This window comes from Kribbella sp. NPDC050459 (genome assembly GCF_040655315.1).
GTDB lineage: Bacteria > Actinomycetota > Actinomycetes > Propionibacteriales > Kribbellaceae > Kribbella.
Window position 1 is genome coordinate 1,199,761 of record NZ_JBFAJQ010000001.1, and the last position, 15,217, is coordinate 1,214,977.

Annotated in this window: 10 protein-coding genes; 4 read left to right on the top strand and 6 right to left on the bottom strand. The window is 69.2% G+C overall.

The genetic code is table 11. The annotated features are described in order from the left end of the window. Nucleotides 1-14 precede the first annotated feature (14 nt). Complete coding sequence (locus AB0I12_RS05495; RefSeq protein WP_359924912.1) at nucleotides 15-1,082, top strand: dipeptide ABC transporter ATP-binding protein; 1,068 nt, start codon at nucleotides 15-17, stop codon at nucleotides 1,080-1,082. A 19-nt stretch (nucleotides 1,083-1,101) separates the two neighbouring features. On the opposite strand, the gene AB0I12_RS05500 is transcribed toward AB0I12_RS05495, so the two are convergent. The 6 genes from AB0I12_RS05500 to AB0I12_RS05525 all read right to left on the bottom strand — a co-directional run bounded on the left by AB0I12_RS05500 (nucleotide 1,102) and on the right by AB0I12_RS05525 (nucleotide 10,796). Continuing rightward, a complete protein-coding gene (locus tag AB0I12_RS05500) occupies nucleotides 1,102-3,486 on the bottom strand; it encodes a tetratricopeptide repeat protein (RefSeq protein ID WP_359924914.1) in 2,385 nt (794 codons plus the stop codon). 29 nt (nucleotides 3,487-3,515) lie between these two features. Further along, nucleotides 3,516-4,676, bottom strand: coding sequence for a hypothetical protein (locus tag AB0I12_RS05505; protein ID WP_359924917.1), 1,161 nt, complete (start codon nucleotides 4,674-4,676; stop codon nucleotides 3,516-3,518). Further along, the gene (locus AB0I12_RS05510; protein ID WP_359924920.1) at nucleotides 4,673-5,173 is read right to left on the bottom strand and encodes a SigE family RNA polymerase sigma factor; all 501 of its coding nucleotides are present in this window, start codon (nucleotides 5,171-5,173) and stop codon (nucleotides 4,673-4,675) included. Before AB0I12_RS05510 ends, AB0I12_RS05505 begins: the two co-directional genes overlap by 4 nt. Nucleotides 5,174-5,191: 18 nt before the next feature. After that, nucleotides 5,192-5,980, bottom strand: a complete 789-nt coding sequence (locus AB0I12_RS05515) for an SGNH/GDSL hydrolase family protein (protein WP_359924923.1) — start codon at nucleotides 5,978-5,980, stop codon at nucleotides 5,192-5,194. Beyond that, complete coding sequence (locus tag AB0I12_RS05520) at nucleotides 5,977-7,260, bottom strand: alpha/beta hydrolase-fold protein (RefSeq protein ID WP_359924924.1); 1,284 nt, start codon at nucleotides 7,258-7,260, stop codon at nucleotides 5,977-5,979. The genes AB0I12_RS05515 and AB0I12_RS05520 overlap by 4 nt, the downstream gene beginning before the upstream one ends. 86 nt (nucleotides 7,261-7,346) lie before the next feature. Beyond that, nucleotides 7,347-10,796, bottom strand: a complete 3,450-nt coding sequence (locus AB0I12_RS05525) for a hypothetical protein (protein ID WP_359924927.1) — start codon at nucleotides 10,794-10,796, stop codon at nucleotides 7,347-7,349. A gap of 272 nt (nucleotides 10,797-11,068) precedes the next feature. On the opposite strand from AB0I12_RS05525, the gene AB0I12_RS05530 reads away from it, so the two are divergent. The 3 genes from AB0I12_RS05530 to AB0I12_RS05540 are packed head-to-tail and all read left to right on the top strand — an operon-like array spanning nucleotide 11,069 to nucleotide 15,208. Continuing rightward, entirely contained in the window at nucleotides 11,069-11,911 is an 843-nt protein-coding gene (locus AB0I12_RS05530; protein ID WP_359924930.1) for an MIP/aquaporin family protein, read from the top strand. Nucleotides 11,912-11,941: 30 nt separating this feature from the next. Beyond that, the gene (gene glpK, locus AB0I12_RS05535) at nucleotides 11,942-13,459 is read left to right on the top strand and encodes a glycerol kinase GlpK (protein WP_359924933.1); all 1,518 of its coding nucleotides are present in this window, start codon (nucleotides 11,942-11,944) and stop codon (nucleotides 13,457-13,459) included. 36 nt (nucleotides 13,460-13,495) lie between these two features. Beyond that, nucleotides 13,496-15,208 (top strand): glycerol-3-phosphate dehydrogenase/oxidase, encoded by a 1,713-nt coding sequence (locus AB0I12_RS05540; RefSeq protein ID WP_359924936.1) that lies wholly within the window; start codon nucleotides 13,496-13,498, stop codon nucleotides 15,206-15,208. Nucleotides 15,209-15,217: the final 9 nt, after the last annotated feature.

Genomic DNA, 15,217 nt, shown 5'->3' on the forward strand with positions numbered 1-15,217 from the left:
ACGACGGAGCAACTGTGAGCGCGACTGAGACCGATACATCCATCACGCCACCCGCGGTGGGTGAAGAGCTGCTGGCCGTCACCAATCTGAAGAAGCACTTCCCGATCCGTCACGGCCTGCTGCAGCGCGAGACCGGTGCGGTCCGGGCGGTCGACGGCTTGGACTTCACCGTCACTCGGGGCGAGACATTGTCGCTGGTAGGGGAGTCGGGCTGCGGCAAGACCACCACCGGCCGGCTGCTGACCCGGCTGCTGGAGCCGACCGACGGAAAGATCGTGCTCGAGGGGCGGGACATCAGCCATCTCCGTGACGGGGCGATGCGTCCGCTGCGTCGTGACATCCAGATGATCTTCCAGGACCCGTACGGTTCGCTGAACCCGCGGCACACGGTTGGCAAGATCGTCGGCGCGCCGTTCAAGTTGCAGAACGTGAAGACCGAGCACGGCGTGAAGAAGGCCGTGCAGGAGCTGCTCGAGCTGGTCGGCCTGAGCCCGGAGCACTACAACCGATACCCGCACGAGTTCTCCGGCGGCCAGCGGCAGCGCATCGGGATCGCGCGCACGCTGGCGCTGCGGCCGAAGCTGATCGTCGCCGACGAGCCGGTGTCCGCGCTGGACGTGTCGATCCAGGCGCAGGTGGTGAACCTGCTCGAGGACCTGCAGGACGAGTTCGACCTGACGTACGTGATGATCGCGCACGACCTGTCCGTCGTCCGGCACGTGTCGGACCGGGTCGCGGTCATGTACCTCGGCAAGATCGTCGAGCTGGCCGACCGGGTCAGCCTGTACGAGAAGCCGATGCATCCGTACACCGTCGCGCTGCTGTCCGCCGTACCGGTGCCGGACACCAAGCGGAAGGGCAAGCAGGAGCGGATCCGGCTGCAGGGCGACGTCCCGAGCCCGATCAACCCGCCGCCCGCGTGCCGCTTCCACACCCGCTGCTGGAAGGCCCAGGAGATCTGCAAGACGGTCGAGCCCCCGCTGATCCAGCTGGGCCCGGGCCACCAGACCGCCTGCCACTTCCCGGAGAACGCCACCCCGGAGCAGGAGAAAACGGCCCGGGACGCCGCCGCCAAGAGCTGAGCAACACGTGTCTGCGTGGTCAGACGCGTGAGCCGGCTTCGGCCGTCTCGAGCAGTCGCCGGGCCTGTTCGGCATGGCCCGGGTGGTGCCCGCGGTAGAAGTCGAGTGCGAACCGGAGGTTCGCGAGTGCGTCGTCGTACTCGCGAATCTCGGTGAGCACCTCGCCCAGGGTCAGCCGGCTCTGCGCTTCCCGGCGCTCGTCGCCGACTGCCTTGGCGATCTCCAGTGCGGACTCGACATGCTGGATGGCGCGGTCGTGGTCGCGCAGCTCCTTGAAGGTGAGTGCCAGCACCCAGTGCGCGTCGCTGACGCCCTTGCTGTGCCCCAGTCCTTCGAGCTCCAGGAGTGACAGACGCAGGTCGTCGACGGCGAGTTCGGGGTGGCCGGACTTCACCCGTGCCCAGGCTGCCTCGATTCTGGCGTTGGCAACCCCGTCCGCGTCACCGAGGACCTCCCACTGCTGCAACGCAGCCCTGGCGTCCGCCTCCGCGGCGACCGGATCGCCCAGTTCGAGGAGAACCTCGCAGCGCGTCCCGTAGGCGGCCGCGAGCCCGCGGATGTCACCGAGCTCCCGGTTGACCGCGAGAGCGGATTCCACCAACGGGAGGGCGTCCCGGTGCCGATGCATCCTGATGAGCAGGCGCGCGCTGTTGTTGGCCGCGAGGGACATGCCGCGCAGGCTCCCGGCGGCCTCGAAGCCTCGCTGCGCGAGGCGGAACCGGTCCGCCGACTCGTCGTACCGAGCGAGCTCCGCCAGCGCGATCGCGGCGTCGGCGTGCAGCTGTGCGCGGGTCCACTCGGTGATGTCGCCGGTGACGACGCGATCGATCGACGGGAGCCAGTCGACGAGATTTCCGCGCTTGACGAAGTACTCGTAGAGGCCGATCACCAGGCCGGCGACGCGCTCGTCGCGCTCGCCACCGGCGCCGAACTGTTCGATCAAGGCGATGTAGTTGGGCAGTTCGCGGTCGATCCAGCTCAACACCGCGTCATGCGTCGCGAAGTCGGCACCGGAGGGCGGGGGCGGCTGATGAGGCCACGCCGTCCGCAGGGCTGTCGGGCCGTTCAGGACGACCGCACGCCATGCCACGGACAGGTAGAAGGTGAGGAGGCGGTCGAGAGATGCCTCCTGCGTCGCGGGTGGGAGCCGAGCGGCCAGCTCGCGGGCGTAGGCGCGGACGAGATCGTGGAACTGGTAGCGGCCAGGGGTCCAGGATTCGACGAGGTGAAGGTCGGTCAGCCGTTCCAGGATGCGGTTCGTCTCGACCGGGGTGGCGGCGAGGAGCGGGGCGGCGGTCCGCGCGGTGAAGTCCTGGGCGTCGCTCAGGCCGAGGATCGGCAAGGCCTCGGCCGCTGGTGGATCGATCCGGCGGAGCTGCTCGACCGACGAGGAGAACCCGGCTCGAACGCCACGGTCGTCGCCGTGCAGCAGGTCGAGGCGGTGAGACTGGTCGGCGAGCCGGTCCACGAGCTCGGCAGGTGCGGCCGCCGGGTGCGTGAGTGACCAGGCGGCGACGATGCTGAGTGCCAAGGGGAGGTGACCACACAGCTCGGCGATCCGGTCGGCCGCTTCGGTCAGGCGGCCGTCCGCGGCGATGGAGGTGAGCAGAGCGGCCGACTCGCTCGCAGCGAGCGGATCGACCTGGAGGTGCACCGCGGCAGGCATCGTGGCGAGGGTGTCGCGGCTGGTGATCAGCACCGCCGCCCCCGCGGACGCAGGAATCAGGTCAGTCACCTGCTGGACGTCCCGAGCGTTGTCCAGCACCAGGAGGACCCGACGGTTCATCAAGCGCGAGCGGAGTGCTGCGACAGCTTCCGCCCGGTCACCGGGCACTACCTCAGGCGGCACTCCGGTCGCCCTGAGGAGCTGACCGGCCGTCTGCAACTGGCTCATCGGCTGACCGAACCCGCGCAGGTTGACGAACAGCGTTCCGTCCGGAAAGTGGTCGGCGCTGGCCTGCGCCGCCTCGGTCGCGAGCGCCGTCTTGCCCACACCCGCCATGCCGCGGATCGTCACGATGTTCGGTGCGATGCGGTCCGGTGACGTGGTCAGGAGCTCGACCAACAGGTCGAGCTCGCGGCGCCGGCCGACGAACCGCTGGTGCGCTGCCCGCTGCGCCTGCCGGGCGACGATCCAGGACGGATCGCTGCCCGCGGCCGGAGTGGCCGGTGCGCTCACCGCGCCGCGTGCCGCGAGCCGCCGGAAGAGACGGCGTTCGGAGTGGCTCAGGCCGAGCGCGCGATCGAGCTTGTCGAGGGTCGTGAGCTGCGGGAAGCGCCGTACTCCGCGCTCCAGCAGTCCGATCGCCTGAGCACTGAGCCCGGCACGCTCCGCCAGCCCTTCCTGCGTCAGTCCACGGGCGACTCGCGCTGCACGCAGGGTCGCGGCAAACGACTGTTCCACGCCGGACAGGTTAGCCGGAATCCTCCCGGTCAGCCCCGGTCGATGATCGGCCGGCCGGTCGGCAGTGCGAACGGCGCCGTCCGCGGCGCCCTCGTGCGGAACGCGACCTCGGAGAAGCTCGGTGCGGCGACCTGCACCGTGCCGGTCGCGGCGTCGACGAGCAGCAGGTCGGCCGCCCGCGAGGTCGTCCGTTCTCCCACAGCGGTGAACGTCTTGTCGTCGAGCCATTGACCGAAGTAGGTGCTGACGTACGTACGCGGCGCACGCTTCAGTCCGCCGGTCGGCACGTCGTACATCAGCAGATCGGCCCAGAGCGGCTGGATGCCCGGCTTGGCGTCCTCCGGTTCCGTGACGAGATGTTTCCCTTCGGGGGAGAGGAACGCCAGCTCGCCGGTGAACCTGGCCGGCTCGTCCGGAGAGACGGTCTTCGCGATCGCCAGGCTGGTGCCGCCGAACCGGTCGAGCGGCTGCTGGTACACGAAGAGCCCGGCAGCTACGGTGCGGACCGCGGTCGGGCCCACCTTGGCGATCCGCTCACCGTTGTCCGTGGTCACGTCCCAGCGGTACAGACCGTCCAGCGTGCCGAAGTACGCGAGGTTCCCGTCGAGCGCCACGATCTGCGGGCCGACCGCGACGCTGGCGTACTTCGGGATCTTGTTGCCGATCGGGGTGCGGACGAGCTCGCGGTGCGCGGCGACGTCGTACACCACCGACTCGCCGTGATCGCTGAAGGTCTCGACCCACCCGACCAGGGAGCCGCGGACATCGGCTGTGAGTCGCCACGCGCTCTTGCCCAGGGCGCGGACGCCGGACCGGTCGACGACGTGGATCGCGTTGTCGGCGTTCAGGAACACGAAACCGGCATCGGTCTGGACGAACGCGGTGACCTCGTGCGGCGCCACCGAGATGGTCTCGTCGCCGTAGTGGATGGTGTCGCCCAGCGCGTATGTCGCCTGGCGCTGTGTGAACGGCGCGGGCTTGGCCGGTTGGGGCTGGGTGTCGCGGGGACGGACGACGGTCGCGGTGCCGATCGTGACGGCGGCCGCGGCGACCGCCCCGCCGAGGACGCCGAGTGCGCGCCGGCGGGTGATCCGATGGTTGCCGGCCGCCACGATGCCGTCCAGATCGAGCGGCGGCGGCGCACTGGCGTCGGCCCGTTCGTGGAGGGTGTCCCTGAGGAGGTCGTTCATTCGGTCATCCCTGCCTTCAGCACGACGTCGGAGCCCAGGCGGGTCCGGAGTTTCTTGAGCGCGTCGGAGACCTGGCTCTTCACGGTCCCGACGCTGCAGCCGAGGATCTCGGCGGTCTGCGGTTCGGTGAGGTCCTCGTAGTACCGCAGGACCAGGGCGGCTCGTTGCCGCGGTGGGAGCTTCTGCAGCTCCCGCCACAACCAGATCCGCGCGGTCGCGTCGTCCCCGGCCGCGGCGCGATCGGGTACGTCGTCGTTCGGCCGTTCCGCGCGCCAGGATTTCCGGCGCCACCAGCCGATCGCGGTGGTGGTGATCGCGCGCCGGGTGTAGGCCTCGGCATTGCTCGGGTCGCGCAGGCGGTGCCAGCCGACGTACGTCTTGACCAGCGCTTCCTGGACGAGATCCTCGGCCAGGCCGCGGTCGCCGGTGAGCAGGTACGCGTACCGGAACAGCGCACCATGCCTGCTGGTCGCAAACTCGGCGAACGCGTCGGCCATCTGGTTCCCCCTCGGTCTCTAACCTCCCTGACGTGGGGACGCGGGCAAAGGGTTGGGCGTTGCGGCCAGCAGAACCCGCGCGATCAGCGCATGACCGGCCGCGTCCGGATGATCGCCGTCGGAGGCGAGCAGCGCGGTGACGTCGGGGTTGTCCTCGAAGGGTGTGTAGATGTCGGCGTACGTCGCGTCGCCGGCGCGGGCCGCGGCGGCGATCGCGGCGTTCGTACGAACGGTGAGCTGGTCGCTGGCGATCCGGCCGCCCGGGGTGTACTGCCGTTCGGCCACCTCGCCGTCCTTGAAGACGTTCCAGTAGCCGGTCATCAGAACGGTGGTGGGCCGGCCGGCCCGGAGTGTGCGCACGCGGCTCAGGATCCGGCCGAGGTTGGCGGTCAGCTGCTCGAACTCGTCCGCGACGCAGTCGCCCGTGCACTGTCCGCTGGTGACGTCGTCGTGGTGGTCGCCGAAGTCGTTCGCGCCGATCGTGAGGAGAACGACGTTCGCCGCGCCGACGGCCTGCGCGACGCCGCGCTGACCCAGTTGCTGCAGCAGCCCGGTGGAGTCGAGGCCGCCGACGCCGAGGTTGTCGACGGTCACCGCCGCGCCGGAGCGGTCCTCGAGCAGGTCGCCGTACAGCTGGGGGAACGGCGTGCAGTCGCAGTTGGAGCCGGACGTGACCGAGTCGCCGAGGGCAACCACCCGGACGTCGCCGCCGGTTCGCATCTCGCCGACCGTGTCCGCGCCGGAGATCACGCTGAGGAGCGCGACCACCAGCAGACCGGCGGCGAGCCGTCGCAGATTCTCGATCACGCCGGCCTCGGGTGGCTCCCTTCGTGCTGGGGGAGGGCGAGCTGGTTGACCAGCCACGGGTAGGCCGACGCGAAGGCCGGCGCGGCGAACTGCCAGACGTGGGTGCCGGGGGAGATCTCGACCCGCGACCAGATGCCGGCCTTGGCCGCGGCCCTGGACAGTTCCTCGGCCTCGTGCTGGTGGCGCAGCTCCTGGGTGCTGGTCAGGAACAGGCCGTCGACGTTCGTGTACTTGCCATGGGCCCGCATCACGAGCAGCGGCTCGTTGGCCTTCTCGAGGGCCACGTTGCCGCCGTACAGGTCGTGCAGGCTGGCGGCCGGTGTGCTCGTGTACGGCACGAGGTCGCCGGAGATGTCGACGAAGTGGTCGAAGACGTCCGGGTGCTCGACGACCAGGTCGATGGCACAGGTGCCGCCCATCGAGAACCCGGCGACCGCCCATTGCCGCGGATCCCGGGACGCGCCGAACGTCTTCTCGACGTACCGCGGGATGTCCTGGTCAAGGTGGTCGGCGGAGTTCCCGCGCGGACCGTTCACGCATTCGGTGTCGTTGTCGAACCGCTCGGTCGCGTCGGCGAACACCAGGATCGGCGCGTACCCGTGGTGGCGGTGGGCGTACGCGTCGGACACCTGGACGGCGTTGCCCAGCCGGACCCAGTCGCCCGGGCCGCCCCGCTCGCCCCCGATCAGCTCGACGACCGGCAGCGCGGGCCGGTGCGCGCCGCGGAACGAGATCGGCGGCAGGTAGACCAGCTCCTGGCGGTGCTTGAAATGGCTGTACGTCGCCGGAATGTCCACCGCGACCAGCCGCCCCGCCGCCGGCATCTTCGTCGTACCGGCGTCGCGCGCGATGCCGGACATCGACACCTGACCCGGCAGCGGCGTGTTCGTCCAGTCGTTCACCGCGGAGTCGATCGTCGGGTAGTAGCCCACGAACTGGTTGATCCCGTTCGCACATACCACTCCCGCCAGCACCGCCGCCACCACCGCGGCCCCCCGCCGCCACCACCGCGCCGACCGCCACCCGGCCCCCAGCACGATCAGGGCCCCGACCGCGACCCCGAACCACAACCACACGACGAACGGCAACGGATCCGTCAGCCCCACCAGCTTCGCCCCCGGATAAGCCGCCACCAACGTGACCAACGCCGCCCCCACCCCCACCAACGGCACCACCCGCCGCCACCGCGAATCCCGCCACCCCACCGCAGCCATCACGACAATGCCGGCCACCACCTGCAGCACCACCGGAAACCATCCCTGGAGCAACGACACACCCATCCGACCCTCCAACCGAGCAGACCCACAGGCGAGACGCCCACCGGGCCCAACTGGTTGGCAAGCACCCCGCGACACTCAGCCCCGTCTCAGGAAGCGACGTACGCCCGCAACACGTCGAGCGGATCCTGCCGAGCATGGAGAGGCACGTCCCGGCTCGCCAGGTATCTCTGGGCGAAGTCGCCGTGGTGATTCCCCCAGGTCTCGGCGACGTACAGCGCGTCCTCCGGCGCGATCGTCGCAAGCATCGGACCGGCGAGTGCGTCGAAGATCCACGGGAGGGGAACGTCCGGCGTCCAATGTGACGGCCGCGCCATCCTCAGGTAGGTGACGAACTCCGGCGCGAAGTAGGTGGTGTCCAGGGGATCCAGCCTCCCCTCCGCCAGCCGTCGGTCGAGATCGAGCCGGACTTGCTCGAGCTGATCTCGCTCGGTGCCGGAGGCTTGCTGCTCGGCGTACCAGAGCAAGGCAACGACTGTCGGCGCATAGAGTCCCGGGGCGGCGCCGAGGTGCTCCCGCAGCCCAGGTAGGCGATCGAAGACTGCGGGATGACAGGCGGCGATGGCCGCGAGTTCGACCTCGTAGTCGGCGCCGTCGGGCGGCGGGAACGCGTGAGCCAGGAGGTCGGAAACGAGGTCGGTCGGGAGATCCACGGCTGCCTGGGAGAGCAGGATCAAGATCGATCGCTTGACACTCCCGCTGATGCCCGGCCGAGCTGACACCATGGCGAGCAGGCTTGCGTACCAGTTCAGGTCATACGGCAGAGGCCGGCCGAAATGCGGGGTCCCGGTGGTGTCGAAGTGAATCCTCGCGATCTCGGCGATGGCGTTCAGATCGGCAGGCACCCAAGGGTCGCGGCTGACTCCTGCAATGTATTCGCCGACCATCAGCACGGCCTGTGCCTCGAGGTCGCCGAGAAGCTCTGCCTCGTTGAGCATCGGGTTGCTGCTCAGCTCGAGGCGCAGACACACCCGAAGCTCCCACCAGTGGCGTCGCTCTTCAGAAGCCTCGACGGCCAGAGCCTGCATGACCGTGTACCAGGCAAGCGTGTCCATGCCGGCGTGCCAGAGGCGCACCATCGGGCTCCAGCGGTCATGTCCGTCGAGGTCGAGCAGGTCACCCATCGGGACCGGTTCGTCGTCGAGGAGCACGCGGAGGAGCGTCAGGTTCGCGGTGTAGCACGCTCGGCGGCGGACCGGGTCGTACGGTATCGGGTGGTAGAGCTGGTCACCGGTGTCCGGTCTGATGAGTTCCCGGCGCAGGAGGTCGACGATCGTGGCGCGCAGTGATGCCTGTTGTTCGTCGGGCAGCCGCTCGGCGAGTTCGACGATGAAGAGGCGGACTGGTGTGCGGGTGCTGACCGGTTGGTGGCTCAGGAGGCGGCGCAACAGGGTGTCGTCGAGGCCGCTCGGCTGCAGATCGAGCGACGTGGCTTCCAGTTCGCGGTGGCGCGTGAGCTGTACGAGGAGTTCGAGGACGAGTTCGGCGACCAGGAACTCGCCGAAGGTGGCGTGGAGGAACTCGTAGGCGCTGCGTTGTTCGCGGTCGGCCCGGGGGTTGTGGACGAACATGAACTCGCCGAGGACCCGGTCGGCTGCGCTCAGGGGCTGGATGGCGGCCGAGGTGGCGGCGGGTGGGTCGAGTGCGGCGAGGTCGGCGTTCAGTTCGGTGTCGGTGATGTGCTGGCGGCCGCGGTTGAACATGCCGATGGCGGCGTACTGGAGTTGCCGCCGTCGCTGACGCTGCAGCAGCTTCTGCTCGGCCTCCGAGGCGCCGGGCGCGGTCTTCTCGGTGATCTGGCGGGTGATGAAGCGGTCCAGGATCCGCTGGTACAGCTCGCTCTGCGTCAGATCGGCGCCGCCCAGCTGGTTCGTGCCGAGCTCGGCGAGGTAGACCGCGAGCATCAGCAACAGCAACGGCTGGCCGGTCAGCTCGGCGATCTCGTCCGAGGCGGTCATCTCGTCGATCTCGAGCGGGACGAACGACGCGATCCCGGCATGGGCGGCGTTCCAGGCTCCGAGCCACCGCTCGATCCGCGGCCGGTCGAACTCGCGGAGCTTGATCATCGGCGTGTCGGTCGCGATCTCGGCGCGGTCGGCGACGACGGTTCGGGACGTGACGATCACCGACGTCGGCGTACCCAGGGTTCGGGCCCGCTTCTGGAACTCCTCGACCTTCGACAGGTACGCCGATTGCGTCACGCCGGTCGCCTGCACGAGCTCGTCGAAGCCGTCCAAGAGGACCACGAGGTGGCAGCGGTGCGGACAGCTGCCCGGATCGGGGCAGGACCCGCAGGCGCCGCACTCCTGGCGCAGCTCGTCCAGATCCGCATTCGGTCGTTGAAGGGCGCGCTGCAGTTCCTTGGTGACCTGAAGCGTCAGATCGTCGTCCGGATTGACCGAGCGCAGTGGCACGCGGACGACCGCGAACGCGTCCTCGGGCAGCTGGGCAGCGAGCACCTCGGTCAGCAACGACTTGCCGGCGCCCGGATGGCCGAGCAGGAGAAGCGGGCGGCGCGCGCCGTCCGGGCCGGCCAGGTAGCTTGCGAGGTACTCGACCAGGGACGAGTGCTTCGGCTGCTCCGACCACCAGCCCTCGTCGGACGGCCGTGACCGATCGTCCGCGACGGCGTAGTGGAAGGACGGTTCGACGAACCCGTCCCGGACCGTGGGGGAAGCGATCGACTGGGTACGGGACCGCAGCAGCGGCTCGTCGAGCACTTCCCGGGCCGCGAGCGCCAGCTTCTCGCGGTAGCCGTTCCGGGGCGCGGGAGTACCGGGCATCACCATCGAGAGCATCGTCGTGAGCTCACCCAGCGCCGCGGTCTGTGCCCGGATCAGCTCGCGGGTGCCTGCGAACTCGTTCAGTGTCACCCACAGGCCGAACGGCGCGGACGCGCTGAGCTCCAGCATCCGGCTGCGGTACAGGAATGCGGCCCGTTCGACGATCGCGTCGAGGAGCCCGGCCACCGGCACGGGTTCGAGCCGGCTCCACGCCTCCAGTCCGGTGAAGAAGTCGAGGCACCGGCGTCCGAGGGCCTCGTAGTACGGCTCGAGGTTGCGTTGGAGGTTCGCCTCGAGGCCGAGCTCCGGCGACGACAGGGGTACGACGACATCGAACAGCTCGTCGTGATCGCTTCCGGGGACGGCGAGGAGTCGGCGCCGCTCGCTGTCGGTGAGGCCGAGGTCGCGGTAGTTCGGGCCGATGATGTGCGGCAGCGCGTCGAAGAACGAGGCGACGGCGGTGATGGTGTGGGCGGCCACGACGAGCTCGAGCTGGGTCTTGTCCTTCGTGCCGCGCAGCCTCTTGGACACCTTGCTGACGAGGGCGTCCAGCAGACTCACGGCCTCGTTCTTCGGGTCGATCAGCGACAGCCAGGCGGCGGCGGTGAGCCCGGCGACCGGTCCGCCCGCAAGCGTCGCGGTGGCGGCGCCGGCGAAGACCGCCGTACCGAACAACCGCTCAAGTGCCGATCGGTTCCGGTCGTCGATGTCGAGGACGGACAGCGCACCTTGAAAGGTGTACGGCGACAGAGCCATAGACGGAGCTCCCGGAGGCGGATCGGACGCGGATCGGACGCGGAAGAACAACCTAGCGTCGTACGGTCGACTCATGCCGGAACCGCTGGACCCGAAGCCGGGCCGGGTGGTCTCTACCGCTGTCTGTGAGCAATCAGGCGCTTACTGAGTGTCGTAGCTGGGCGGTCGGTGGGCATCGTTCGACAATGTCGAACGGCGGGCGTTGTACCGAGGGGGGTTGGATCTTACATTCCAGCCAGCCGTGGTCGTCACGGCTTGAAGGGAGGCCAAGCATGGCTACGACCGAAGCGGTCAAACAAAGAACCCTTCTGGGGGAGTGTTCGGCGGAATTCGCCGGAACGTTCATCCTGATCCTGTTCGGTGTCGGGGTGGTCGCCCAAGTGGTGGCGGGCGGCATCGGGAATCACGACTCCATCGCGTGGGCCTGGGGTATCGGCGTGATCATGGGCGTCTACGTTTCCGCCCGGCTCAGCGGTGGCCACATCAATCCCGCGGTGACGATCGCGCTGGCGGTCTTCCGCGGGTTCGCCTGGCGGAAGGTGCTGCCGTACATCGGCGCACAGTTCCTGGGCGCGTTCGCGGCGGCGCTGGTGGTCCGCTGGAACTACTCGAAGGTGCTGCACCACTTCGACCCCGGACTGACGATCAAGAGCCAGGGTGTGTTCTCCACCCTCCCGGGCAACGGCAACACCGAGCTCGGGGCCGGCATGTGGAGCGGCTTCCTGGACCAGATCATCGGCACCGCGATCCTGATGCTGGTCATCCTGGCCATCGTCGACCTGCGCAACACCGCGCCGGCGGCGAACCTCGGCCCGTTCATCATCGGCCTGCTGGTCGTCGGCATCGGGATGGCCTGGGGCACCCTGGCCGGCTACGCGATCAACCCCGCGCGTGACTTCGGCCCGCGGCTGGCCTCCTACCTGACCGGTTACGGAGGAGCCTTCAAGGACCAGTTCGGGGATCCCTATTTCTGGGTCCCGATCGTGGGACCCATCATCGGCGCGCTCGTCGGCGCCCTGCTCTACGACCTGCTGGTCGGCCGGTACCTGCCGGTCGGTGACGCGGACGAGGAACCTGGCCGGGTCCCGGAGCCCGAGCAGGAGAAGACCGCATGAGCATCAGGACTTGTGAGGAGAGGACTTTCCATGGCTGACTTCGTCGGCGCCGTCGACCAGGGCACCACGAGCACCCGTTTCATGATCTTCGACCATTCGGGCAACGAGGTGGGCATCCACCAGTTGGAGCACGAGCAGATCCTGCCGCAGGCAGGCTGGGTCGAGCACAACCCGGTGGAGATCTGGGAGCGCACCAGCGCGGTGATCCGGACCGCGATGAACGCCCAAGGCCTGCAGTCGAGCGACCTGGCCGCGCTCGGCATCACCAACCAGCGCGAGACCGCGGTGGTGTGGAACCGGAAGACCGGCCGGCCGTACTACAACGCGATCGTCTGGCAGGACACCCGGACCGACCGGATCGCGTCCGCCCTCGAGCGCGAGGGCAAGGGCGACGTGATCCGCCAGAAGGCCGGTCTGCCGCCGGCGACGTACTTCTCGGCCGGCAAGGTGCAGTGGATCCTGGAGAACGTCGACGGGGTCCGGGAGGCGGCCGAGGCCGGGGACGCGGTGTTCGGCAACACCGACACCTGGCTGCTGTGGAACTTGACCGGCGGGACGGACGGCGGCGTGCACATCACCGACGTCACGAACGCCAGCCGCACGATGCTGATGAACCTCGAGACCCTCGACTGGGACGACGAGCTGATCAGCTTCTTCAACATCCCGCGGCAGATGCTGCCGGAGATCCGTCCGTCGTCGGACCCGAACAAGTACGGCGAGACGCTCGCCAACGGTCCGCTCGGCGGCGTCGTACCGCTCACCGGCGACCTCGGTGACCAGCAGGCCGCGACCGTCGGCCAGGTCTGCTTCAACCCGGGCGAGGCGAAGAACACCTACGGCACCGGCAACTTCATGCTGCTGAACACCGGCACCGAGCTGGTCCGCTCGAAGGCGGGCCTGCTCAGCACGATGTGCTACAAGTTCGGCGACGAAGCCCCGGTGTACGCGCTCGAGGGCTCGATCGCGGTCACCGGCTCGGCGGTGCAGTGGCTGCGTGACCAGCTCGGCATCATCTCCGGTGCGAGCGAGACCGAGACGCTGGCCCGGCAGGTCGAGGACAACGGCGGGGTGTACTTCGTCCCGGCGTTCTCCGGCCTGTTCGCGCCGTACTGGCGCTCGGACGCCCGCGGCGCGATCGTCGGCCTGTCCCGCTTCAACACCAACGCACATCTGGCGCGCGCAACACTGGAAGCGATCTGCTACCAGAGCAAGGACGTCGCGGACGCGATGGAGAAGGACTCCGGCGTGAAGCTCGACGTGCTGAAGGTGGACGGCGGTGTCACGGCGAACGAGCTCTGCATGCAGATGCAGGCCGACATCCTCGGCGTACCGGTGAGCAAGCCGGTCGTCGCGGAGACCACCGCGCTCGGCGCGGCGTACGCGGCCGGGCTCGCCGTGGGCTTCTGGAAGTCCAAGGACGAGCTGGTGCAGAACTGGAACGAGGCCAAGCGGTGGGAGCCGCAGTGGAACGACGAACAGCGCACTCAGGGGTACGCCGGTTGGCAGAAGGCCGTCCAGCGCACCCTTGACTGGGTCGACGTCGACTGATTGAGCACGACCAACGAAATCGGAAGGACGAACACAGTGGCTGTAGTGGCTCTGTCACCGCAAGCAAGGGCCGACGCGATCGACGCGCTGGCCGACGGACGGGAACTGGACGTCCTGGTGATCGGTGGCGGGGTGGTCGGCACCGGCTCGGCGCTCGACGCCGCCACCCGCGGCCTGACCACCGGACTGCTGGAGGCCCGCGACTTCGCGAGCGGCACCTCCAGCAGGTCCAGCAAGCTGATCCACGGCGGCCTGCGCTACCTGGAGATGCTCGACTTCCGGCTCGTGCACGAGGCGCTGCAGGAGCGCGGTCTGCTCCTGCAGCGCCTGGCGCCGCACCTGGTGAAGCCGGTTCCGTTCCTGTACCCGCTGCAGCACCGCTGGTGGGAGCGGTTCTACGCCGGCGCCGGCGTCGCGCTGTACGACGGGATGGCGGTCAGCTCCGGTCTCGGGGCCGGGCTGCCGATCCACCGGCACCTGACCCGGCGCGGTGCGATGCGGCTCGTCCCGTCGCTGAAGAAGTCCGCGCTGGTCGGCGCGTTGCAGTACTACGACGCGCAGGTCGACGACGCGCGGCACACGATGGAGCTCGCCCGGACCGCGGCGTCGTACGGCGCGCTGGTCGCGAACCGGGTGAAGGTGACCGGTTTCCTGCGGCAGGGCGAGCGGGTGACCGGGGTCCAGGCGAAGGATCTGGAGAGCGGCCGCGAGTTCGAGGTCCGGGCGAAGCAGGTCGTGAACGCGACCGGTGTCTGGACCGACGACACGCAGGCGTTGGTGGGGGAGCGCGGGCAGTACCACGTCCGCGCGTCGAAGGGCATCCACCTGGTCGTACCCAAGGACCGGATCCAGTCCAGCACCGGGATGATCCTGCGGACCGAGAAGTCCGTGCTGTTCATCATCCCGTGGGGCCGGCACTGGCTGATCGGCACCACGGACACCGACTGGCACCTGGACAAGGCGCACCCGGCCGCGACCAGCAAGGACATCGAGTACCTGCTGGACCACGTGAACGCGGTGCTCACCACGCCGCTGACCCGCGAGGACGTGGAGGGCGTGTACGCCGGTCTGCGGCCGCTGCTCGCGGGCGAGTCGGAGAGTACGTCGAAGCTGTCCCGCGAGCACGTCGTCGCACACGCGGCGCCGGGCCTCGTGGTGGTTGCCGGTGGCAAGTACACGACGTACCGGGTGATGGCCAAGGACGCGATCGACGCGGCCGCGGACGCGCTCGACGGGCGGGTGCCGCGCAGTGTCACGAAGAACATCCCGCTGGTCGGCGCCGACGGCTACCAGGCGCTGTGGAACCAGCGGCAGCTGATCGCGCACCGGTCCGGGTTGCACGTGGCCCGGATCGAGCACCTGCTGAACCGGTACGGCGCCCTGATCGAAGAGGTGCTCGAACTGGTCGCCGAGGACCCGTCGCTCGGCGAGCAACTGCCGGGCACCCAGGACTACCTGAAGGCCGAGATCGTGTACGGCGCCAAGGCCGAGGGGGCGCGTCATCTCGACGACATCCTGGCCCGGCGGACCCGGATCTCGATCGAGGCCTGGGACCGCGGGGTCGGCGCCGCCGAGGCTGCCGCCCGGCTGGTCGCGCCGATCCTCGGCTGGGACGAGGCGACGATCGACCGCGAGGTGTCGTTCTACCTCCAGCGTGTCCAGTCCGAGCGCGACTCCCAGGACCAGCCCGACGACGAGTCCGCCGACAAGGTCCGCCTCGAGGCCCCGGACATCGTCTCGCCCGCCTGACGTCTGGAC